Annotated in this window: 18 protein-coding genes and 1 pseudogene; 5 read left to right on the plus strand and 14 right to left on the minus strand. The window is 57.1% G+C overall.

Annotation, left to right across the window (positions count from 1 at the left end):
- Nucleotides 1–334: 334 nt before the first annotated feature.
- A complete protein-coding gene (locus tag PG731_RS02190) occupies nt 335–964 on the minus strand; it encodes a hypothetical protein (protein ID WP_270771859.1) in 630 nt (209 codons plus the stop codon).
- 142 nt (nt 965–1,106) lie between these two features.
- Between PG731_RS02190 and PG731_RS02195 the strand changes: the two genes are divergently transcribed.
- Nucleotides 1,107–1,628: a peptidylprolyl isomerase gene (locus PG731_RS02195; protein WP_270771860.1), complete on the plus strand. Its 522-nt coding sequence runs from the start codon at nt 1,107–1,109 to the stop codon at nt 1,626–1,628.
- 253 nt (nt 1,629–1,881) lie between these two features.
- Nucleotides 1,882–2,736 carry a rhomboid family intramembrane serine protease gene (locus PG731_RS02200; RefSeq protein ID WP_270771862.1) on the plus strand — a complete coding sequence of 285 codons (855 nt, stop codon included), beginning with the start codon at nt 1,882–1,884 and terminating at the stop codon, nt 2,734–2,736.
- Nucleotides 2,737–2,884: 148 nt separating this feature from the next.
- On the opposite strand, the gene PG731_RS02205 is transcribed toward PG731_RS02200, so the two are convergent.
- Nucleotides 2,885–3,148 (minus strand): cell division protein CrgA, encoded by a 264-nt coding sequence (locus tag PG731_RS02205; protein WP_270771863.1) that lies wholly within the window; start codon nt 3,146–3,148, stop codon nt 2,885–2,887.
- A 129-nt stretch (nt 3,149–3,277) separates the two neighbouring features.
- Between PG731_RS02205 and PG731_RS02210 the strand changes: the two genes are divergently transcribed.
- From PG731_RS02210 to PG731_RS02220, 3 genes are read left to right on the plus strand one after another with little or no spacing between them, the layout of a single operon-like run.
- Nucleotides 3,278–4,168, plus strand: a complete 891-nt coding sequence (locus PG731_RS02210) for a DUF881 domain-containing protein (RefSeq protein ID WP_270771864.1) — start codon at nt 3,278–3,280, stop codon at nt 4,166–4,168.
- A gap of 18 nt (nt 4,169–4,186) precedes the next feature.
- Nucleotides 4,187–4,936: a class E sortase gene (locus PG731_RS02215; protein WP_101628431.1), complete on the plus strand. Its 750-nt coding sequence runs from the start codon at nt 4,187–4,189 to the stop codon at nt 4,934–4,936.
- Nucleotides 4,937–4,984: 48 nt separating this feature from the next.
- Nucleotides 4,985–5,137 (plus strand): hypothetical protein, encoded by a 153-nt coding sequence (locus PG731_RS02220; protein ID WP_006680642.1) that lies wholly within the window; start codon nt 4,985–4,987, stop codon nt 5,135–5,137.
- A 383-nt stretch (nt 5,138–5,520) separates the two neighbouring features.
- On the opposite strand, the gene pknB is transcribed toward PG731_RS02220, so the two are convergent.
- The 12 genes and pseudogenes from pknB to PG731_RS02280 form a co-directional block, all read right to left on the minus strand.
- Nucleotides 5,521–7,527 carry a Stk1 family PASTA domain-containing Ser/Thr kinase gene (pknB, locus tag PG731_RS02225; protein WP_270771865.1) on the minus strand — a complete coding sequence of 669 codons (2,007 nt, stop codon included), beginning with the start codon at nt 7,525–7,527 and terminating at the stop codon, nt 5,521–5,523.
- The gene (locus tag PG731_RS02230) at nt 7,500–9,164 is read right to left on the minus strand and encodes a serine/threonine-protein kinase (RefSeq protein ID WP_270771866.1); all 1,665 of its coding nucleotides are present in this window, start codon (nt 9,162–9,164) and stop codon (nt 7,500–7,502) included. The genes pknB and PG731_RS02230 overlap by 28 nt, the downstream gene beginning before the upstream one ends.
- Nucleotides 9,161–10,615 carry a peptidoglycan D,D-transpeptidase FtsI family protein gene (locus PG731_RS02235; RefSeq protein WP_270771867.1) on the minus strand — a complete coding sequence of 485 codons (1,455 nt, stop codon included), beginning with the start codon at nt 10,613–10,615 and terminating at the stop codon, nt 9,161–9,163. Before PG731_RS02235 ends, PG731_RS02230 begins: the two co-directional genes overlap by 4 nt.
- A complete protein-coding gene (locus PG731_RS02240; RefSeq protein WP_270771868.1) occupies nt 10,612–12,003 on the minus strand; it encodes an FtsW/RodA/SpoVE family cell cycle protein in 1,392 nt (463 codons plus the stop codon). The genes PG731_RS02235 and PG731_RS02240 overlap by 4 nt, the downstream gene beginning before the upstream one ends.
- Nucleotides 12,003–13,325 carry a PP2C family protein-serine/threonine phosphatase gene (locus PG731_RS02245; protein WP_270771869.1) on the minus strand — a complete coding sequence of 441 codons (1,323 nt, stop codon included), beginning with the start codon at nt 13,323–13,325 and terminating at the stop codon, nt 12,003–12,005. The genes PG731_RS02240 and PG731_RS02245 overlap by 1 nt, the downstream gene beginning before the upstream one ends.
- Nucleotides 13,325–13,819: an FHA domain-containing protein FhaB/FipA gene (locus PG731_RS02250; protein ID WP_101628437.1), complete on the minus strand. Its 495-nt coding sequence runs from the start codon at nt 13,817–13,819 to the stop codon at nt 13,325–13,327. Before PG731_RS02250 ends, PG731_RS02245 begins: the two co-directional genes overlap by 1 nt.
- Entirely contained in the window at nt 13,816–14,520 is a 705-nt protein-coding gene (locus PG731_RS02255) for an FhaA domain-containing protein (RefSeq protein WP_270771870.1), read from the minus strand. The genes PG731_RS02250 and PG731_RS02255 overlap by 4 nt, the downstream gene beginning before the upstream one ends.
- A gap of 265 nt (nt 14,521–14,785) precedes the next feature.
- Entirely contained in the window at nt 14,786–15,748 is a 963-nt protein-coding gene (gene nrdF, locus PG731_RS02260; protein ID WP_270771871.1) for a class 1b ribonucleoside-diphosphate reductase subunit beta, read from the minus strand.
- Between the two features lie 220 nt (nt 15,749–15,968).
- Nucleotides 15,969–17,327 carry an alpha/beta fold hydrolase gene (locus PG731_RS02265; protein WP_270771872.1) on the minus strand — a complete coding sequence of 453 codons (1,359 nt, stop codon included), beginning with the start codon at nt 17,325–17,327 and terminating at the stop codon, nt 15,969–15,971.
- Nucleotides 17,328–17,509: 182 nt separating this feature from the next.
- Nucleotides 17,510–18,454 carry a ribonuclease H family protein gene (locus PG731_RS02270; protein ID WP_270771873.1) on the minus strand — a complete coding sequence of 315 codons (945 nt, stop codon included), beginning with the start codon at nt 18,452–18,454 and terminating at the stop codon, nt 17,510–17,512.
- A complete protein-coding gene (locus tag PG731_RS02275; RefSeq protein ID WP_270771874.1) occupies nt 18,451–20,829 on the minus strand; it encodes a S9 family peptidase in 2,379 nt (792 codons plus the stop codon). The genes PG731_RS02270 and PG731_RS02275 overlap by 4 nt, the downstream gene beginning before the upstream one ends.
- Before the next feature lie 567 nt (nt 20,830–21,396).
- Nucleotides 21,397–21,728, minus strand: a pseudogene (locus tag PG731_RS02280) (transposase); the annotation flags it as partial.
- Nucleotides 21,729–21,739 lie beyond the last annotated feature (11 nt).

The raw sequence follows: 21,739 nt of genomic DNA on the forward strand, positions 1-21,739 counted from the left end.
GGTTTTCTGTTCCCGGCTGCACATGACGCGACACTTTTGGCCTGAAATGCGTGGTTTTGTCGCATCGGGTGTAGGTGGTGACGCGCGACGAGGTGTCAGTAGAAACGCGTGAGCAAAGCTGGTGCCCCACAAACGCACAACTGATGCTTCTCAAACACAAAAACTGGTGGTCACGCGACATCAATCGCATGACCACCAGCTTTAACGTGTGATGGCGAGGATCGTGAGGCTCAGTTGCGCTCTTCCAAGGGGTTCACTTTCCCGTGAATTTCACTTCGCCGTGATCTTGTTGCGCCGGAGGCTCACTTCTCAGTGAACTTACTTCGTCGCGAGCTCACTCTTCGGTTGCGGTGTCGATCTGCTCGACGCCTTCGACCTCTTCAGGTTCGCTGGCGGGAACGTCGACAGTCGTTTCCAGGTCGGCCCAGTATTCTTCGGCCCACGGGTCTTCGATCGGCTGGCTACGCTTCCAGAGCACGTAGCCGGCGCCGGCGACGGTTCCTGCAAGGGCGGTCCATCCGATGGCGCGGAGGAAGCGGTGTTTCTTCACGATGACCTTCTTTGTCGGGGTGGTGAGAGCTGCCTGCGATGCTTCGCTGGCGTGACGTGCGCGTTCAAGCAACGGCGCTCCGTCTGCTGTGAGCGCTGCGCCACCTTCGTGGACGGCTCGCTGGATACGCGGAATGTAGTCTTCGACGACCTCTTCGCGTGCCTTTTCGAATGCGGGGCGTGCGCGGTCTGCTGCGTCAACGGCGCGAGCGGTGACGTCTTCGACGAGCGGTGTTGCGCGGTCGATTGCTTCGTTCAGTGCTGCTTGGGCGCGAGGTGCTGCCCAGTCGATGCCCTGTTCGGCGAGTTCGGTGGCTTTCACTGCCACCCGTCCGGCGTGCACGGCGACCGCGTCGCGCAGTTGGAGTGCTTCGTTGCGAAGCTTCTCCGTGTCGAAGTTCGGTGTGTTGGCCATGGTCCGAATCCTTCCAATAGTTGCTGCGGTTTGTACCACGTCTTCCCATTGTGCACCGAAGTTTTGTGATCTGCACCCCTAGCGACAAAATCGGATAGCTCCAGATCATGCCTTTTGGCGCCTTTTCTGGGACGATGAAGACATGGAAGCAACACTGCACACCTCTATGGGTGATATCAACATTGAACTGTTCCCGAACCACGCACCGAACACGGTGAATAACTTTGTCACGCTGGCTCGTGGCGAGCGCGAGTGGGTTGACCCAATGACCGGCCAGAAGACGTCGCGTCCGCTTTACGACGGCACGATTTTCCACCGCGTTATTTCGGGCTTCATGATTCAGGGTGGTGATCCGCTGGGCACCGGTACTGGTGGCCCAGGCTATCAGTTTAACGATGAGATCCACCCGGAACTCAACTTCAACAACCCCTACCTGCTGGCCATGGCGAATGCTGGCAAGCGTATGGGCAAGGGTACGAATGGCTCGCAGTTCTTCATCACGGTTGCGCCGACCCCGTGGTTGTTGGGCAACCACACCATTTTCGGTGAGGTTAAGGACGAAGAGTCGAAGAAGGTTGTCGACGCGATTGCAACGACTGCAACGGGCGCGAATGACCGTCCGGTGAATGACGTTGTTATCGAGTCGGTTTCGATCGTCGACTGAGTGTGAGGTTGGCGCGTCTCGCGTTCGGCGTGGTTTCCCGCTTGGGTGATTGTTGCTGATTGACGAGGCCGCCTCCACTTGATCGGTTACGTTTTCTTCATTATGGGGCGGATGGGGGGAGCGAATCCCGTGTGGGTTCGTGCGCCTGTCCGTCCTACGCGTATTCAGACGGTAAGAGCGATTTTGGTTGCTCGTGAGCGTCGGGAGCGGGATGTTGTGTCTGGTTTCTGGCGGTGTGTGGAGGATATAGAGCATGTCGACGCCTTTGTATGGACAACGTTCGAACCCGTATGCGGCTCCTGAGTGCCCGCGTCACCCGGGTGTGCGTTCGGTGGATTATTGCAAGAAGTGCAATCGTCCGATGTGTGTTGATTGCACGGTGCGGACCGAGGTTCGTTCAGTGTGCGTGGAGTGCGCGAACGTTCGCAGGCCACGTGTTCCCAGTGGTCAGCCGGTTGTGACGTACACGCTGATTGGTATCAACGTTGCGTTGTTCATTGTGTCCTTCGTGTTGCCGTCGGTGGGGAATTGGCTGTTCTTTAACCCTGCGGTGGGTTACCGCCAGGTGTGGCGATTCTTGACGACTGCGTTCCTTCACAGCGGGTTCATGCATATTGCGTTCAATATGTTGGCTTTATACTCGGTGGGTATTGAGCTTGAGCAGGTGTTGGGGCGTACCCGGTATTTGTCTGTGTATCTTTTGAGCGCGATTGGTGCGTCGCTGTTTGTTTTGGCGTGGGTCTTGATTCAACCGTCGTCGCTTGGGACGGTGACCGTGGGCGCGTCTGGTGCTGTGTTCGGTTTGTTCGGTGCGATGTTCGTTTTGCAGAAGCAGTCGGGTATGGATACGAGGGCCGTCGTGGGCCTCTTACTTGTGAACTTGCTGATCGGTTTTATTGTCCCGAATGTGTCGTGGCAGGGGCACGTGGGTGGCCTTGCCACGGGCGCATTGGCAACGTGGATTTATTGGCGTCAAGGGCGTGCAAAACCTGGAATTACGGCGAAAAAGCAGGAACGTCAAGCCTTGTGGATAACTGTGGGTATGTATGTTGCTGCGATTGCCCTGATTGGCTTGACCTACGAAGTGATTTTCGAGGTTCTCGGATAAAATCGTTGAAATCTCGAGGTTTATGCGAGTTATCCACAATCTGTGTGATTGTCTAAGTTACACGGATGTAATTTATCCCCAGGTGTGGAAACACCTGGGGATAACTCTTGTGATTGTTGAAATCTAGCGGGAAACCTTTATCAACAGGTCATCGCCAGCGGAGCGTCATCAGGAAGCCCACCATCATGATGCCCAGGCCGATCACCATGTTCCACCAGTTGATGCCGGGAATCGGGTAAACGCCCGAAGAAATGTAGTAGACCATCAGCCACACAAGGCCGATTAGAAGAAGGGCAATGAAAGTCGGTGCCCACCAGCTGGGGCTCAGCGGAATACCTGCGGTCCAGGCGTTCAGATCCTGATCTTCAGGAACCTGGTGCTTCGTATTCTTGCGCTTCTTGTTCTCAGCCACGTTTCTCCTCAATTGAACTTTGGTGCCCTTGCCGACTACTTCTCGGAAAGGCATCGCAGAACGGTAACCCCTTTAGCGTAGTCTTCCAAGTAACGACAAACCAAAGTGCAACGCGGGAAGGAGGCATTGATGGCACGCAATCAGGACGATTCGCCCCATTTGACTCCACCCGAGGCATCACACAAATCCGATTCCTCGACCCCACCCGCCTTTGAACCGAGGTCGCGTTCGAAAAAGAAGGCGGCCTCGTCGATGAAACCCAAGCCCCACATCTCGCACTTCGACGGCCCCTGGCACATGGCCCTGCGCAAGCTACGGAAGTTCGCGCCACTGTCTCCACGCGCGGTCACATCCGTTTTTATTGTCACCGCTACTTCCGGCTTGCTGTTCACCGTTTCAGCGCAGGCGAAGAATGACGCCGACAACCTCGGGCGAGATACCAACCTGATTTCGCTGGTACGAGCCTCGCAGGATGAAGTCGAAACGCTCGATTTTGAGGTGAGCGCACTGCGCGACATCGTGTCTCAATACGCCAACTCGTCCGGCCAAACGCAGACCGAGGATACGTCCATTACCTCACTGGCAGCGCAACCCGTGACCGGCCCAGGTGTGACTATTACGCTCACGGACGCACCTCAGCAGGCGATTCCCGACGGAGCTACACCGAACGACCTGGTCATTCACCAGCAGGACATTGAAGACGTTATGAACGCGCTCTGGAATGGTGGCGCGGAAGCCATGACTGTCCAAGGGGTACGCGTGACCGGACAAACAGTGATCCGATGCATTGGCAACGTGATTCTTGTTGACGGACAGTCATTTTCTCCGCCATACGTGGTGGAAGCCATTGGTGATCCGAACGCGCTCACAGAGAAGGTCAACGCAAATCCCCGTATTGTTAATTACAAGGCATACGTTGCTTTGTATGGCCTTGGCTGGGATCTGAAGACGAACAAATCCCTTCATCTTCCCGCGGCAAGCGTGAAGACATTTAACTCGTACGCACAGGTGGTGGACTAAAACATGACAAGGCGTTCCATGGCAGGCGCACATATTGCACCCCAAAAGAAGGCCTCGCCGCTCAACGTCGCTCTTGGAGTGATTGGTGAACTCTTCATTACCGTCGCCATCCTTTTGATTGGCTTCGCATTCTGGCAACTCTACTGGACGTCTTTCAAAGTTGAAGGACCTCGCCAGCAAGCGATCGAAACATACGCCCAAGCGCACGCGCCCGCTACCACAAACGTTGGTGAGGAACGCACGGATGACCCGCCGTCAATGGCGACCAGCGTTGACCCAAATCAGATCTACGGTCTTATTCATGTCCCAAAGTGGAACTGGATGAAGATTCCGTTGGCGGAAACCACGTCGACATTCGTCCTAGACCAGGGTTTCGCTGGCCACTATGAAGACACCGCTCAGCCCGGCGACATCGGCAACTTCTCTGTCGCCGGCCACCGTCGCACCTACGGCAATAACTTCCGCTGGATCGACCGCCTATCCCCCGGCGACCCCGTTGTTGTCGAACTCGACAACCACTACATCACGTACACTATGGAAACCAGCGAAATCGTTGAGGCCGATGACCCGGACAACTACCGCGTCGTCGCCCCCGTGATTGATGATGTCACGTGGAGCCAGGTGCCCACTGAACGTTGGATGACCATGACTACCTGCCACCCCGAATACGGGAACTCGCAGCGTTTCATTGTTCACCTGAAGTTCAAGTCATGGACTCCTAAGGACACTGGCGTGCCCAGTGCGCTGGCGGACGAACCCGCAGCCTGATCCCATTTTCTCCGCTTGAACATTGCTTGAAAAGGACATTTGATCCACATGTACGCTTGGATTTTCCGTCATCTTCCCGGACCGACATGGTTGAAGGTTATTGAGTCGTTGGTTCTGATTGGCCTTGTTGCCTACGCTCTTCTTGAGTGGGGTTACCCGTGGGCCCAGGAATACTTAGAGTTGGGCGAAGCGTCCGTCTGACCTGTTCACCCGTTGACGCTTTCGCCGTTTCAGGTGGCGTCCGGCTGACACTTTTCCGCATACGCGCGGATGGTTCGTGCCGGTTCGTTTGATCTTCGTGTCGTTGTGACGCGTTGCCAACGTGTTCTGGCGCGTGGAATCGGCGTAATTTTACCAGGGTGGCTTAAGGGGGACGAGGCCGCGCCCGTCCGGGCGCGGAGCTTGAAGCCTGTTGTAGCTGAGCGGAAATACGCCACTATGAGTGAGACGCATAGTTAAGGTTTGCATCTGTTGATGTTGCGGTGAAAGATCCAACACCCTTCGGCGTAACCTGGCGGGGATCATGTGATCCCCGCCAGGCCTTGTCAATCAAATCCACCCACGGCGAATCGGACAACTACCCACTAGCTACCCGAGTTTGCTTGACCGGAATTGTTTGGATTAGGCGGAGCGGGCTGCGGACCTTTTGACACCGTAAGGTTCACGGTCGAACCTTGGGTGACAACAGAACCCTCAGTCGGATTCACCGCCAGAACACCGCCAGTTTCCAGATCGTTCGAGTACTGCTCCGTCACCGATGTGCGTAAGCCAAGTTCCTGCAAAGTCTGAACAACATACGCCTGGTCGTAACCAACCAAACCTGAAGGAATCGTGATCTTGCCAGAAGACACAGTCAACGTGACCGCCGTGTCCTTATTAACCGACGTGCCAGCAGCCGGGTTAGTGGAAATCACCAGACCTTCCTTTTGGCTCGGGTCATCCGACACCTGAACGGAACCAACCGTCAAGCCCTTCGCAGCCAGAGCCTCACGCGCCTGATCCTGCGTCATACCCGTAACATCTGGAACCTCAACGCTCTTCGGGCCCGACGACAGGCTGACCTTCACGGTCGATCCCTTTTTGACCTTCGAACCAACCGACGGGTTCACCTGAGCAACCTTGCCTTCTTCCACATCCGCAGAAGCAACAGGGTCAGCGGTCTGCTCATACACAAGCCCCAGAGCCTCAATTGTCTGTTTCGCGGCATCTGGGCTCATACCCACTAGATTGTCAGGAATAACAACGGATTCAGCGCCACTCGACAACTTCGCCGTCACGGTCGAACCAACCTCAACCTGATTGCCCGACGGCGGATCAGTCTCAGCGACCTTGCCTTCTTCAATCTCGTCAGAGGCAACCGTCTCATTCGAAATCGCGAATACTAAGCCAACAGACTCCACCGCGGACTTTGCCTCCGCCTGCGTCATTCCGATCAGATTGTCGGGGACGGCGACCATCTCTTTATCCGAAGAAGCATGCGACAGTGCGTACCAAATAGCGCCTATCAGCAACAGAGCCACAACGACAAGCGCGACAATAATGCCCTTCTTCGACTTCTTTTCCGGTTCTTCCTCAAGCTCCTGCGCCGCAACGGGCGCAAAGGTCGTTGTCGCATTTGACGGGGAAGCAACTGCCGGAGGCAAGGTTTGAGTCGGCTGCGAATTCGCTACATTTGCCGCAGCCATCGGAACCGTGTCCTCCCACACTGCAACGGCCGGAGCATTCACGTGGCCACCGCGCGACGCGCGCATCAAATCAGCCAGCATAGAGGCAGCTGACGTGTAGCGGTCTGTGCGATCCTTTGCCAGAGCCTTCATCACGACGCGATCAAGTGCCTCGGGAACATCCGGGGTGATCGACGACGGTGTGGGAGGCAACTGCTGAACATGCTGGTAGGCAACGGCAACAGCCGAATCGCCGGTAAACGGCGGACGGCCGGTCAGCAACTCAAACAGGACAACGCCGGTGGAGTACAAGTCGGAACGCGCGTCCACCTGCTCACCGCGAGCCTGCTCGGGCGACAGGTACTGGGCAGTGCCAACGACAGCGTTCGTCTGCGTCATCGTCGCCTGCGAATCGGTGATCGCACGCGCGATACCGAAGTCCATGACCTTCACCTTGCCGTCATTCGTCAACATGATGTTGCCCGGCTTGATATCCCGGTGCACCAAATGCTGCGAATGGGAGTATTCAAGCGCGCCCAACACGCCGGACACGATGGCAACGGCCTCGTTGATCGGCACCGGAGTACCGTCAGCGAGCAGTTCCTTGACCGTGTGCCCCTCGACGTACTCCATCACGATGTACGGCACGGAGATAGCGCGACCTTCAGGGCCGGTCAGCATTTCCTCGCCCGTGTCGTACACGGCCACAATATTCGCGTGGTTCAAAGAAGCAGCCGACTGCGCTTCACGCCTGAAACGCGCCTGGAACACGGAGTCTCGTGCCAGGTCAGAGCGCAGCATCTTGATTGCGACAACGCGTGATAGGCGCGTATCGAAGCCCAGGTGGACTTCCGCCATCCCGCCGCGCCCGATCAGTGAGCGAACCTCGTACCTGCCGGCTAGACGGCGGCCCATGGAGTCTGCCATGTCTGAACCTCCTTCGTGGTGGGGAGCCCGTCACTGAGAAGCGACGTGAGTGACCCGAACATGTGCTGAAGAATGAAATATGCGCCCGCGAGAATCGCGATGATTATCAGGGCAATGATGATTGCTTGGATGATGCGCCGACCCTTTGAAACAGGTGGCGCAACCACCGACCTGTTGTACTGAGTCGGAGTCGGGGGCATGGTGCTCACCGGTGGCGTATTCCGCTTCGACACGGAGTACCAGACCTGCCCGCTCGCCTGGCTCGATGGCTTCGGCCTGACCCGCTTGGGTGGTGGCGACGACAGTTTCTGCTGGTGCGTCTTCGTCTGGGGGGACGAGGCTATGGCCTGCGTTCCTGAGCGCTTGGCTGAATCGGTGGCCGAACGTTTGTCGGTGGGAGCCGGTGGTGGTGGAAGCGTCGGCGATGCCGAAGCGTGAGCCGTGTCAGCCTCTTCGCGGACGCGAGCACGTTCCTTCAGTCGTTCACTGAGCTGACGACGACGCACCGCGGTTGGATCTAAGTCCGCATCCCCCTTGTTCGATGGCATGGCATCTCCTGAGAGCGACTGTGAGTGTTCCGTCTGGGAGTTTACGTTTTGAGGATCCTGCGAATCCGACTGTTGCGTAAGGGTCTGCGGATCCGTTGGAGTATCAAGGCCCGCTGGGCGTTCCAGCAACTCCTCGGGAAGACTGCGACGCTTCGTGTGACGAACCGGCGCTGCCACGGGAGACGGATGAACCTGCGTCGGCTCCATCTTCGCCTCTGGGAATGGGTCGGGAAGCGGATGAGTTGCTACAGAAATACCCATCTGCTTTGCCGCGTTCGACAGCTCGCGGACCAGCGCTACACCAGAGTCGGGGCGCTTCTCCGGCTTCTTTTCCAAGAGGTGACAAATGACGTCAGCAAGCGGGCGCGGCACGTCAGAAGGCAGGGGAGGAACAGGATCATTCACGTGCGAGAACGCAATATCGACCTGCGTCTTGCCAGTAAAAGGTCGCCGCCCGGCAGCAGCCTCGTACGCAATCACACCCAAGGCGTACAAATCACCCAACGACGTCGCGATTTCCCCCATCGCCTGCTCGGGCGGAAGGTACTGAGCCGTGCCCATCACCATTCCCGCGGCGGTCAGAGCCGCCTGATTATTCGAGCGCGAAATACCAAAATCGGTCAGCTTCACGATGCCGTCGGGGCGCACCAGAATATTCGCGGGCTTAATATCACGGTGGACAACCCCGGCTTCCGACGCTGCGCCGAGCGCCATCGCGACCTGCATCAGTACGGGGACGAGGTCCTGCGTGGCAATGCGATGACCGTCCTTCAAGTAGTGGTTGAGGGGCTTGCCTTCAACCAGCTCCATGACGATCCAGCCGCGACCATCCTGCTCGCCAGAATCCTGCACGTTCGCAATATTCGGGTGCTGGATACGCATCGCATTATTCGCTTCGATACGCAGACGCGACAAGGACAACTCTTCGCCAGAGAACTCCTGGCGCAATACCTTTGCGGCCACCATGCGACCGGTCACCTGATCGCGAGCCTTCCAGACCTCGCCCATGCCACCTTGAGCAATCGGCGTGAGCAGCGTGTAACGACCGCCCAGCTTCTTGCCTGCTGAATACTTTGCGGAAGAACTCATTGGATACCCGCCTCTAAAAGCGCACGAGCAATTGGGCCGGCAACGGTTCCACCGTGAGGAGCTGGATCCGTATCGTCACCCTCGACAAGGACAGCGAAGGCAATCTGCGGATCGTCAGCGGGAGCAAAACCCACCGCCCACGCGTTCGCGCGTCCGTTAGTGCCCGTTTCCGCCGTGCCAGTCTTCGCCGCCACGGAAATGCCATCGAGCGCCATGGACGTGCCCGTGCCATACGGCTGATTGACAACACCCTTCATCATCTCGGTCAGTTGCGTCGCAATATCGGCACTAATCGGGGTGTGCAACACAGTCGGGTTGGTCTCGGATTGGACAGCTAAATCAGCATCTACAACCTGCGACACCAAGTAGGGCGCCATCATCTGACCACCGTTAGCGATCGTCTGAGCAATCTCAGCCATTTCAAGTGGCGTTACCTGAACTGAATACTGACCGATAGCGCTCATCGCCAGCTGGGCCGCGTCCGTCGTTTCAGGGAAAACCGAAGGAGTCACAGCAAGCGGAATCGACTGGGACGCGCCGAAACCGAAACGCGAGGCCACATCGGCAAGCTGATCGTGAGAAAGCGACTGCGAGGCAAGAATGAACGACGTGTTACACGATCGTGCAAACGCTTCAGCCAACGTCGGATTCCCATCGCCACACGTCGAAGACTCAATGTTCGACACCGTCGTCTGAGTTCCGGGAAGCACTGTTGAAACGGGGGATTCCACATTCGTGGATGGTGAAGCGACACCATTTTCGATCAGAGCGATTGACGTCAAAATCTTGAACGTCGAACCGGGCTCATAGCGACTACCCGCGATCGCACGGTTCGATAGGGGCTCGTTCGGATCTTCCGTCAGAGCCTTATACGCGTCATTCACCGCTTCGGAATCGAAGGCGGCCAGAGAATTCGGGTCATAGCTGGGAGATGAATACATCGCCAAAATCGCGCCGGTCTTTGCATTCAACGCCACGACGGCGCCCTTGCGGTTACCCAACTGATCAGCGGCAATCTGCTGAAGGGTCGGATCCAACGTCAGCACCAAGCCACCGCCCTGGCGAGAAGCGCCCGTAAACAGGTTGTGAAGACGCTGACCAAGAAGAGCCTGAGACTGTCCGTCCAATGTCGATTCAGCGGCCGACTCAAGCCCGGTTGCCTGCGAAAATGCGGACGAGAAATACCCGGTTACCGAAGCATAAAGCGGACCCTGAGAATAGGAACGCTGGAAACGATTAGAGTCCTCAATCTTCGTCGACGACGCAATCGCCGAACCCGCAACAATGATCGGACCACGATCCGTTTCCGCCGCGTGCAAAATAGTGCGTTCATTACGCCCGTCGGCGTTTAAAGACGGAGCCTGAAGGAACTGATTGTTCGTTGCAGCCAAACCGAGCAGAGCAAACATTGCGAAGATGACGATGGACAAGCGACGAATCTGATGGTTCATGCGTTCACCTCACGTGCAACAGACGGTTGGATACCTGAGTTCCACGGAGCAGGTGTGGCGGCGGGACGACGAGCAGCATCGGACACGCGAATCAACAGCGCGACAGTCAACCACGACGACACCATTGACGAGCCACCGGCTGCCAAGAACGGCGCCGTTAGACCCGTGAGCGGGATCAGGCGAGTAATACCGCCCAACACCACGAACAGCTGAATTGCCAGCGAGAAACTCAAACCCGTTGCCAGTAGCTTCCCGAAACCGTCACGAACGGAAATGGCGGCACGTAAACCGCGTTCAATCAGCACCAGATACAGCACCAGAATTGCGACCAAACCGGTCAAACCCAATTCTTCGGCAAACGACGAAAGAATGAAGTCAGAATTGGCAAGAGGAACCAACTGTGGGTAGCCACGACCCCAACCGGTCCCCATCAAACCGCCCGATGCCTGACCGAACAGCGACTGCACCAGCTGGAACGACCCGCCCGTCTGCTCATAAACCTCGGGATCCAACGCGTTCAACCACACCGAGAAACGATTCGCGACGTGCGGGAATGCCTTGACTGTCAGCGCAACAGCGGGCACGAACATGACGAAACCGATGACTAGCCACGACACTCGATTCGTTGCCACGTACAGCATCGCCACGAACAGGCTGAAGAACAGGAGCGAGGTACCAAGATCGCGCTGCAAAACAAGAATCGCAATACCGATCAACCAGACAACCAGAATCGGACCCAAGTCGCGGGCGCGAGGCAATCGCATTCCAAGGAACTGACGTCCACCAATCGCAAGATTGTCACGATTCGTCACCAAGTAGCCGGCAAAGAACAGTGCCAGCGTGATCTTCACCAGTTCGCCGGGCTGGAACGACATCGAACCAATGCGGATCCAGACTCGTGCCCCGAACGTTTCGACACCGAGCCCCGGAATCATCGGGAGCAGTAGCAGGATCAAGGACAGGACACCGAACGTGTACGTGTAACGACGCAACGAACGATGGTCCTTCAACACGATCAGAATCAACGCGGCGACAGCAATTGCGATGCCCACAAACATCAGCTGACGCATTCCGACGGTCGCCTGAGCAAGCGCATCGTAGGACATATCCAAGCGATAAATCATCGCCAAACCCAAGCCGGTGAGCGCTACCGCAATCGGCAGAATTACGGGGTCAGCGAAGGGTGCCAGGAAATGCATCCCCACCTCGGCAACAATCGCAATCGCCAGCAAAATACCGGCGTGCATCGCAAGATTGCCGGGCAACTCACCCGTGCGATTAATGTTGGTCAGAACATATCCGCCAATACCGACTGCCAAAGCAACCAGCAAAAGAATAATTTCAAGAACGCGACGAGGCTTCGCGGGAGCAACGGTCACAAGAGCCATCAGTGACCACCCGCCAAACTGTTATTCGTCGAACCTGATTGAGCCCCCGACTGCCCTGAGGACGCGGATTGAGCGCTATCGTCAGACTGAGAGTTATCAGCGTTCAGTGCAGACTTAAAGCTCTTCTTGTTTAGACGCAACTGATCAATGTACTGATCGATCTTCTCGCGCGACGAACGCAAAACAGGATCCTGCAGGCGTTGACGGTCCGCATCGGTCAACTCAGCCAACGAAAGATCCGTGACTTCGGCGGCGTGCGAAAACTTCCACGGTCCCAACGACTGCGGAATGCCCTGGTAGATAACGACGTAGCCATCCTGGCCGATCACGTAATACTGGCTCTGCGTCCACGACCAACCAAGCCATCCGCCAACACCGAGCAGAACAGCGACAACAAGACCCAAAAGCGGGGCGAACCAAGCGCGACGCTTTGTCTGATCCTCGCCGTCATCTTCGTCAATCGCCAAACGGCGTTGCTTCCGCAAAGCCGCCGCGCGCCCAGCCGCACCCTCGCCACCGCGAGAAGCAGCATGACGATCAATTGCCGCCGCGCCCACAATCTGGGGAGGCCCAACCGGATACGACCCGGGCTCGACAATGTCAGCAACAACGCACGTGATGTTGTCAGGGCCGCCCGCGCGAAGCGCAAGGCGAATCAACTCTTCAGCGCACTCACCGGGATCATCAATTTCGGCAAGAACAGCACCCAACGTCTCGGGGGACACAACACCCGACAGGCCATCGGAGCAAAGCAACCAACGATCGCCGACAACCGCTTCGCGGATCGTCTCATCCGGAGTCACATCCGCCTGAGAATCACCCAAAACACGCAAAACAACATTCTTATTCGGATGATGTTCTGCCTCTTCAGGCGTGATTTGACCGGACTCCACCAGATACTGAACGAACGAATGGTCCGTTGTTACCTGCGTCAGAGCCTCGCCACGCAGAACATAGGCGCGCGAATCGCCGATATGAACCATCGCCAACTTATTGCCCGAACGCATCAAAGCAATACACGTCGTCCCCAGACCCTCAAGATCCTTGTCTCGACGAGAACGATCCGACAGTTCATCGTGCGCATCCATCAATGCTTCGCGAAGCAACGGCAACATCTTGTCCGCAGGATACGAATCCGAATCCAGAGGAACAAGATGCGCAATCGCAACGCTTGACGCAATATCGCCACCGGCAGGACCACCCATGCCATCGGCTAAAACAAGCAGGTTCGGACCAGCATAACCAGAATCCTGGTTATTGCTTCGAACCAACCCAACGTCAGAACGGGCCGCGCAACGGAATTCAATCGGGGCAGTTGCCATCAGTTCACCAATTCAAACGTGGTCTGCCCAATACGCACAACATCGCCCGAATGAAGCAGACGAGGCTCGCTCAGACGCTCATCATCAACGAAGGTGCCATTACGGCTACTCAAATCCTCGATCCACCAGCCTTGCTCAGAAGGCTGAAGGCGAGCATGACGCCCCGACGCGTACTCATCCTCAAGCACAAGCGTCGATGCGGGCGAACGCCCAATCACAATCGGTGTCGTTCCCAACGGAAGAACAGTTCCCACAAGCGGGCCACCCGTCAGCAACACGTTCCGTGGCACATCGGGCTCAGAGTTTCGAGCCTGGCGACGGCCTCGTCGATTCTCTTTACGACGCTGATCAGCGGCCTTTCTGCCCTTACCGCGCGGGGTAACAACGGTGCCAAACACGTCGCGACGCAACGTATTCACGGCACCCAATACGAGCAACCACAGTAGAACCAGGTACCCGATCCTAAAAACCGTAAACGCGAGATCCGAGGTCATTCATCACCCCCCGTTTCCGGGTGAGTCCAAAAGTCGATGACAGTACGACCAATCGTCAGCTGGTTACCATCCAGCAGGGTCGCAGCATCAATCTTGTGGCCCTCAACAAACGTGCCATTCGTGGAACCAAGATCAGTAGCAATCACACCGGTCGGCGTGATCCGCAGTTCAAGGTGACGGCGCGAAACGCCGGTGTCGGCGACGATAATATCGGCTTCGGTACCGCGACCAATCACCGTCACGGGCTCCGTCAGTAGCCAACGCTCACCATTCACCTCAATGATCGGGTGCTCAGGCGAAGGAGACGAGGCCGTCGCTGGCGCGACACTCCCACGCTTATTCGAAGCCTCGACGCGCAACTTGCCTGCCTGCTCCTCGTCATCCTCGCGGAACTCAACGCTTACCGGGCCAAGCAGGGCGTACCCATTGTCCGCAGCATACTCGGTCGCCTGCGTTGCAAATTCGTCCGCAAGAACATTTAAGTCAGCTTCCAACGAATCCAAATCAGCCGGCGTAGCAAACACCGTGAAATAATTCGCCGCGATCGTGCGCTCCGTTGACAGCTCCTGCGCCGAATCGTCCATCGCGCGACGAATCGCCGAGTTCACATCAACCGCTTTAATGCCGGAACGAAAAACCTTCGAAAAGGCATCGTTGACACCACGCTCAACTGCGTTCTCAAAGCGATCAAAGATGCTCATGCTCGGTACTCCTAGGGACAGGCGGTATTGGACGCTTTTCTGGCGGTTGATCGCCGAGATATCGACTCTCTTCCAACGGAAAAACGTTTCGTGTGAGCGTAAATGCACACACGTAACACAGACAGTTTAACCGTCAACGCGAAAGTGAGGGTTTTTTGCGGACGCTTCTGCGCGATTTCTAGGGTAAATCCGGGGGTGAAACGAAAGGGCCCTGGCAACCGTGCTGGTTGCCAGGGCCCTTGTCAGTTGTCTTGAAGGAGGGCCCTTAGAAGTCCCAGTCCTCATCTTCAGTGTCGACGATCTCGCCAATCACGTAGGAAGAACCGGAGCCCGAGAAGAAGTCGTGGTTCTCGTCAGCGTTCGGTGACAGAGCCGCCAGAATTGCCGGGTTCACGTTCGTCTCATCGGCCGGGAAGAGGGCCTCGTAGCCGAGGTTCATCAGCGCCTTGTTCGCGTTGTAGCGCAGGAACTTTTTCACGTCCTCGGTGAGGCCGAGCGGATCGTAGAGGTCCTCGGTGTACTGCTCCTCATTCTCGTAGAGCTCGTAGAGGAGAGCGTAGGTGTAATCCTTGAGTTCGTCGCGGCGCTCGGGAGAGGACTCGGCGACGGCGAGCTGATACTTGTAGCCGATGTAGTAGCCGTGAACAGCTTCGTCGCGGATGATCAGGCGGATCAGGTCAGCGGTGTTCGTCAGCTTAGCGTGTGCCGACCAGTACATCGGAGCGTAGAAGCCGGAGTAGAAGAGGAAGGACTCGAGCATCGTCGAGGCAACCTTGCGTTTCTCCGGGTCGTCGCCTTCGTAGTAGGACTTCACGATTTCAGCCTTGCGCTGCAGGGCCTCGTTCTCTTCTGACCAGCGGAAAGATTCGTTGATTTCTTCGGTCGACAGCAGGGTCGAGAAGATCGACGAGTAGGACTTCGCGTGCACGGACTCCATGAACGCGATGTTTGTGAGGACGGCTTCCTCGTGCGGAGTGCGCGCGTCAGGGATAAGGGAGACTGCGCCGATCGTGCCCTGCAGGGTGTCCAGCAGAGTCAGGCCGGTAAACACGCGGTTCGTCATCAGCTGCTCGTCCGGATGCAGGGTTTTCCAGGACTGAATGTCGTTCGACAACGGCACTTTTTCAGGCAACCAGAAGTTGCCGGTCAGGCGATCCCAGACCTCGAGGTCCTTCTCGTCCTCAATGCGGTTCCAGTTGATCGCTTCAAAAACGGGCTGAGTGCTCACTGGTCTTCTTTCAATCCGGGGTGTGCTTCGTATCCAAGCGCGGGCGCTTGGGGGGGTATGGACATAGCCTACCCGCGATGTGGGTGGGTAGGTGATGTGGGTGGGCGACCGATCTTGTGAGATCGGCCAGTTGCGCACAAATCGAGTGTGCACCAATCGACGAGGCCGCCTGCCGATCTTGGCTCTGCTCTTATCGCAGGCGGAGCCAGGGCGTCGGTGCTCAGTCGCGTACCAACTTGAAAAGGTGGTCGATAACGTTCGTTCCGGACGCGCGCAGGCCGTCGTGCTGGTACTCGTTCGTGATCCACGTGCGTGCGCCACGGATTGTCGCCGCGGTGTCGAGGGACAGTTCACGAGGCACAAACATGTCGTCGTAGTAGACGGATGCTGCGACCGGGACGGTGTTTTGAGTCAGAACCTCGGGAATGTAGACGGCTGGCCAATCCGTGCGTGTCGCCAGAATGTCGCAGGCTTTCGCGAACGGGCGGAGGAACGGATCCTCGTCGAAGAAACGGCGCATCATGTGCTCGCCGGTCAGGTAGTAGGGCTCAGATTCGTCGAGTGGATCGGCATCCTTAGCGAAACCGGGAATTTCTTCGGCTAGACGGTCGGCGGACCAGTTCGTTGTCGTGCCAGCCAGGTCGGGGGTCGCACCCGCATAAATTGTTTCGTGCAGAACCGCGTACATGGGGGTGCCTGCAATTTCCGCCGCGATGCCTTCGAGGAACTGGTGCGACAGGCGACGCTGCCCACGTACCGTTGTCCACGGGCCTTCGAGCAGATAGTGCAACATGTCTGTGCGCGTTGTTGTTCCCAGGCCCATGCCGATCATGCGGAATCGTGCGGGGCTCAGACGTTCTCCTGTTGGCAGCAGCTCTTCGGTGTCGCGCAGGTGAGCGGTGATTTCACGGATCGTGCGCTCGTCGGATGCGTAGCGTGAGAAGTAGGTCTGGTTACGCTTCGCCGTGGCGGCGTATGTCCGGCGATAGATTTCGTCGACGTGTGTAAGGCCCGGCAAACCACCCGTAATGAGTGACTTTTCGAGGCCCTCAGGGGCGAGCGACAGATAAGCGGTCGTGATGAATCCGCCAAAGCTCTGGCCCAGAGTCGACCACTGTGCGTCGCCAGCCAGCTCACGGCGAACATGCTCGGCATCCCAGACAATCTGATCCTGGCGGAAAAGCATCAGGTAATCAGCCAACGCCTGATCGTTGATGGACCCATCCGGGTTATCGAAGCGACCGGACTCCACCAAACTGCGCGCATCAAGGCGCCCCGACTGGCCCGTGCCTCGTTGATCTAACAGAACCAAGCGGTGGTCGTCGAGCAGACGCCCAAGCCAGCCATCGCGGAAGTCACCCGAACGAGGCGCGCCAAAACCGGGACCCCCCTGCAAATACGCCAGGTAGGGGAGGTCTTCGCCACCGGGTCGGATCACCTCGCGCGCGAAAATCTCGATCGTTTCCAGCGTCTGCGGAGTCGACGCGGGTGCGTTCAGCGTCTTCCGGTGATCCAACGGGACGACGAAACGGTGTTCATTGACGGTGCAAGAGTGCTGAATATACGAGTTCACGAGCATGAACCCACTGTATCGCGGCGGGCAATCCAATTCGCATACCCGCAACGATGTCAGTGAACCGAGAGCAAGCTGGCTCTTTACGGGAGTGCGCTTGCAGGCTGGACATCACTCAGCAATTTTTGCGCGTGGGTCGCTACTGCTCGTTCGAGGGTCGCACTGTGGACGCCAGTGTGGCCTGCCTCTTAACCTTTCAGGGTTGTCTGATGATGAACCAGGCTCAGCCCACGCGAATTCTCACTTGGCTCCCAGACCGACAGCTCAACGCTGGCGCCGTTCTTCCATCGCATCTCGTAGCGAACAAGCCAAGCGCTTCCTGCGGGAGTCACCGTCATGCGACTGATCTTCGCGTCAAGGGGAACAGGGCCCTCCAACGTCGTGGTCACGTTCCCGTTCGGCCAAACGCGCGTGCAGTCCGGGGCTACGATCTGCTTTAAAACCGATGATTCTCCTGCAAGCCAGGCAGTGAGGAACACCTTTTCATTCTCAATCAGACGCGACCTGTTATCCGATCCGGAACCATCACGCATCTCCATGAAAGAAGAGTCAGAAGAAGAAACCGCCGGCTCTGCGACTGCGCTCGCGGAATCATCGCCGGAATCACCGGTCTTGTTGGACTGCGAAGCAGGAGTTTCTCCCCCACTACCAGCAAATCCGGGGCCAGGTTTGGGGATGCGACCCGCCTGATATTCCTCGGCGCATCCGCGCGCGAAGTTATCGGCGAGCTCGTTCATGGTGTGCCCGGCGTGCCCTTTCACCCATTCGAAGGTTACGTTGCGCCCAGCGATAACACGGTCAATTTCTTGAATCAGTTCAAGGTTCTTGATCGGCTTCTTATCGGCCTTCGCCCACCCGCGCTTCTTCCACCCGTGCATCCACGAAGAGATCACGTTGATCGCGTACTGCGAATCGGCCAAGATATGGAGCTCACAGTCAGCAAACCCAGCAGCTTCCGTGGCCTTCAACAGCTCAAGAACAGCGGTGAGCTCACCCAGATTGTTCGTCCCCGATTCCCAGCCACCGGCATCCCAGCAGTCAGCGTCAACAACCCATGCCCAGCCAGCGGGACCAGGATTCCCAAGTGAAGAACCGTCAACGGCAGCAACGATACGGTTACCCGCAGGCGTCATCGCTGATCACCAGCCTTGTTCATTGCTTCGGATGCTTCAGACGTACCTAGTTCCGATGCCGCGGGAACAGGAACTCCGACCTGCCCGAGCGCGAAAGCGAACTCTTCGGCGCGAGCCTTCCAGCGCCCTTCACGGCCAGATGGCCCAGCATGACCCGCAACCATCTGAGTACGCAGAACAATCGGACGCGAGGCGGCAAGGTCAGCATCCGTGTTCTGCCCTGACGCTTCTCGTAGGCGTTGGACCCACTTGGTCGGCTCAACAAATTCAACGCGTGTGTCATTCACCGATGTTGTTGCCATAACCGCTGGCAGAGTGACGTTTTCTGGCACGTTCTCGTACGGCGTGTAGCCCTTCATAATCCGGAAGATCTCCGGGCTTTCAATGGGGTTACCCCACTCTTCCCATTCACCGACCGTCAAAGGAAGACTCGGATCCAAGATTGTCGTCAGAGCGTCGACGAAAGGAACGCCAGCGATCACCGTTCGGTACAGGTCGGGAGCCATATTCAACACGGCACCCATCAACAGACCACCGGCACTTCGTCCCTCAGCAATGAGGCGCCCGGGAGCAACCCAGCCTGATTCGACCATCCAACGCCCAACGTCAATGAAGTCGGTGAAAGTATTCACCTTCACGGCTTCCTTCCCATCGTCGTACCACGCGCGCCCCAGTTCACCACCACCGCGGATATGCGCGATCGCAAACACCACACCGCGCTCAAAGATTGGCAGGCGGAGCGTCTCAAACTCGGGGTCATAGGAGACCTCGTACGACCCATATCCCAATTCCCACCCGGGATGTGTGCCGTCAGGTCGCACATCAACCCCGTGAATCAACGTAACCGGAATCTGAGTCTTCCCATCGCGAGCCGTTACCCACACACGCTCTTCCACCATCGTGGACGGATCCCAGCCGGGAGCCTCTGTGACCTTCAGTACCGTCGTTTCGCCGCTGAATGGGTCAACTTGGATCGTTGTTTCCGGTTGAATCTGCGATTGAACGCGCACGCGGAAGAAACGGTCACCAAAGCGCGGCCCATCGACAGAATCGATCGTGCGCACCGGAGCCTCGGCTTCGACGAAGTGTCCGCCACCCCAAAGTTCGCCCAGTTCGTCGCCCGAAAGAGGACGAGGCCGCGTATCCCCACTGACGTCAAAAGCCGTGTTTCGAACCCGGTACTCCACTTGTGTCAGAGCATTCGAACGCATAGAAAGCACGCAGAACGATGCCTTAGCTTCCACTTCGAGCAGGCGTTCGCCTGTGCCCGCTTCGCGCACAGTGACCCACGCTGATGGGGGAGCAAAAGGCGCGGTTTCATCAATCTTAATCGCTGATCCAGCTGCGCGATCGCCAAGAGAGCTACGTGAATAGTCAGCATCAACGGGAGTTGCCAGCGAAACAAGATCCGACGGATAAGTGGCAACGGCAAGCGTGCCCTCTTGCGACAGAGCAGTGTGCACCAGAAGTAGGTGATCGCCAGCAGAATCCACCGTCACCATCACACACTTTGTCAGACCAGTTACTGGAAGCGGGCGTGTTGACGGATGATCCGGCAACCACACCCATGCCTGACCCGCGGTCGACGACATTGAATGAATGAGGACATGGAACGGGTCCCCACCATCGGAAATCCCCATTTCAAAACGCTCGTCAGGATCAACCAGAAGCAAACGATCCTGATCGCGACCGGTGCCAAGCTGGTGCCACCAGACTTCGCATGCGCGCCACGCATCATCCACACCCATGTAAATAAACGAAGCGGAATCCGCCGCCCACGCCAGCCCATAACCAGCGTCAACCACGGCTTCATCAACGATTTCGCCAGTATCGGCAACCTGAACAACCCACGTGAAGCGCTCATCCCCAGCAGTGTCCCGCGCCCACGCGATGAAGCGACCATCGGGGCTTGGCTGAATATCGGCGACCTTAAAGAACTCCTGTCCCTTTGCCAGAGCATTCTCGTCCAGAATCAGCGTCTCGCCAGGAAGAACATCATCAACACTGGGCTGAGGCGGAAGAGCAGACGCATCAAAAATGCCCTTGCGATCGGCCGGCACACGATGATGCGTCGCATACGAATCGCCCTTATGCCACTTGCGGAAATACCAATAGTCACCGTCCAAAACGGGAACTGAGACATCGTCCAGAGCCGTATGCCCCTTTACTTCGCCAGCAATCGCTGTAGCTAACGACTCAGTTGGCTTACACACTTGATCCGCCCAGCGATTCTCTGCATTCAGGTGCGCGACCACATCAGCATTCGACTCATCGCGCAACCAATCCCAGCCATCATCAAAATGATCGCCGTGAATATCGCGGACGCGGTAGCCAAATCGACGTTCGGCCACAGGTGGAAGGGTGAATGTGCTCATGCACAGACTTTAACCCGCACCATGCACAAATGTTTTACATGCTCCCGCACGGGTAAATGAGTCTGCGCCTCAACAAACGAAAACCTCGGAAACTGGTGCCAAAATACACGCCCCGAGCCCAGAACGTCGAGCGTGGCCTCGTCAATAAAACCGCAGAGCTACGACAAATTTGTGAGCGTCAACCGCGAGCGCACATGCTGGACCTCGGCGAGCATTTCGAACCGGGCGGGCATAGTCTGCAAACGTGCCTGAAATGCAAGAAACCACCGTTCCCACGCTGACGAATAACATCACCGCCGTTGCCCTCGTCTTCGAAGGAGGCGGGTTTTGTTCTCCGGGCTGCACCTGACGCGACACTTTTGCCCTGAAATGTGTGGTCTCGTCGCGTGGGGTGTAGTTGGTGCGGTGATTGGGCTGGTTTGTGCGCACGGACTGCATCTGACGCGACGTTTTCGCACCAAAGAGCCTAGATTTGTCGCGCTAGGTGCAGTTCGTGTAGTTCCAAGCAACGCGCAGATGAAGCTTTACTGCGAGAGTGCCTGATTGTTTGTGTGTGGAGAGGTTGGTTTATAAATACTCCGTGAATCGGTCTGGGTATGTTACGGCTAGTTGGTTGACGGCTTGTTTCCAGCTGTTGGTTTGGCTCCTTCAATATGTCCGTTGCACTCGATATCGCGTTTGGCTTTCTTCGGGCGCTGGGTAGCGCGTTTATCTTCTATGGTGCAAATTATCAGCCAAAGCGTTTTCAGTGCTGTCGTATCGTTGGGGAACTGATGGCGGTTCCGCGTGGCTTTACGCAGCTCAGCGTTGAGTGACTCGATTGAATGAGTAGTGTAGAGCACCCTTCTTGCTACTGGCGGGAACTGCAGAAACGGCACGAACCGCTCCCACGCAACCCGCGAAAAACCGG

The sequence above is a fragment of the Pauljensenia sp. OF14-1SRA genome, from assembly GCF_027694595.1.
Taxonomy (GTDB): Bacteria; Actinomycetota; Actinomycetes; order Actinomycetales; family Actinomycetaceae; genus Pauljensenia; species Pauljensenia turicensis_B.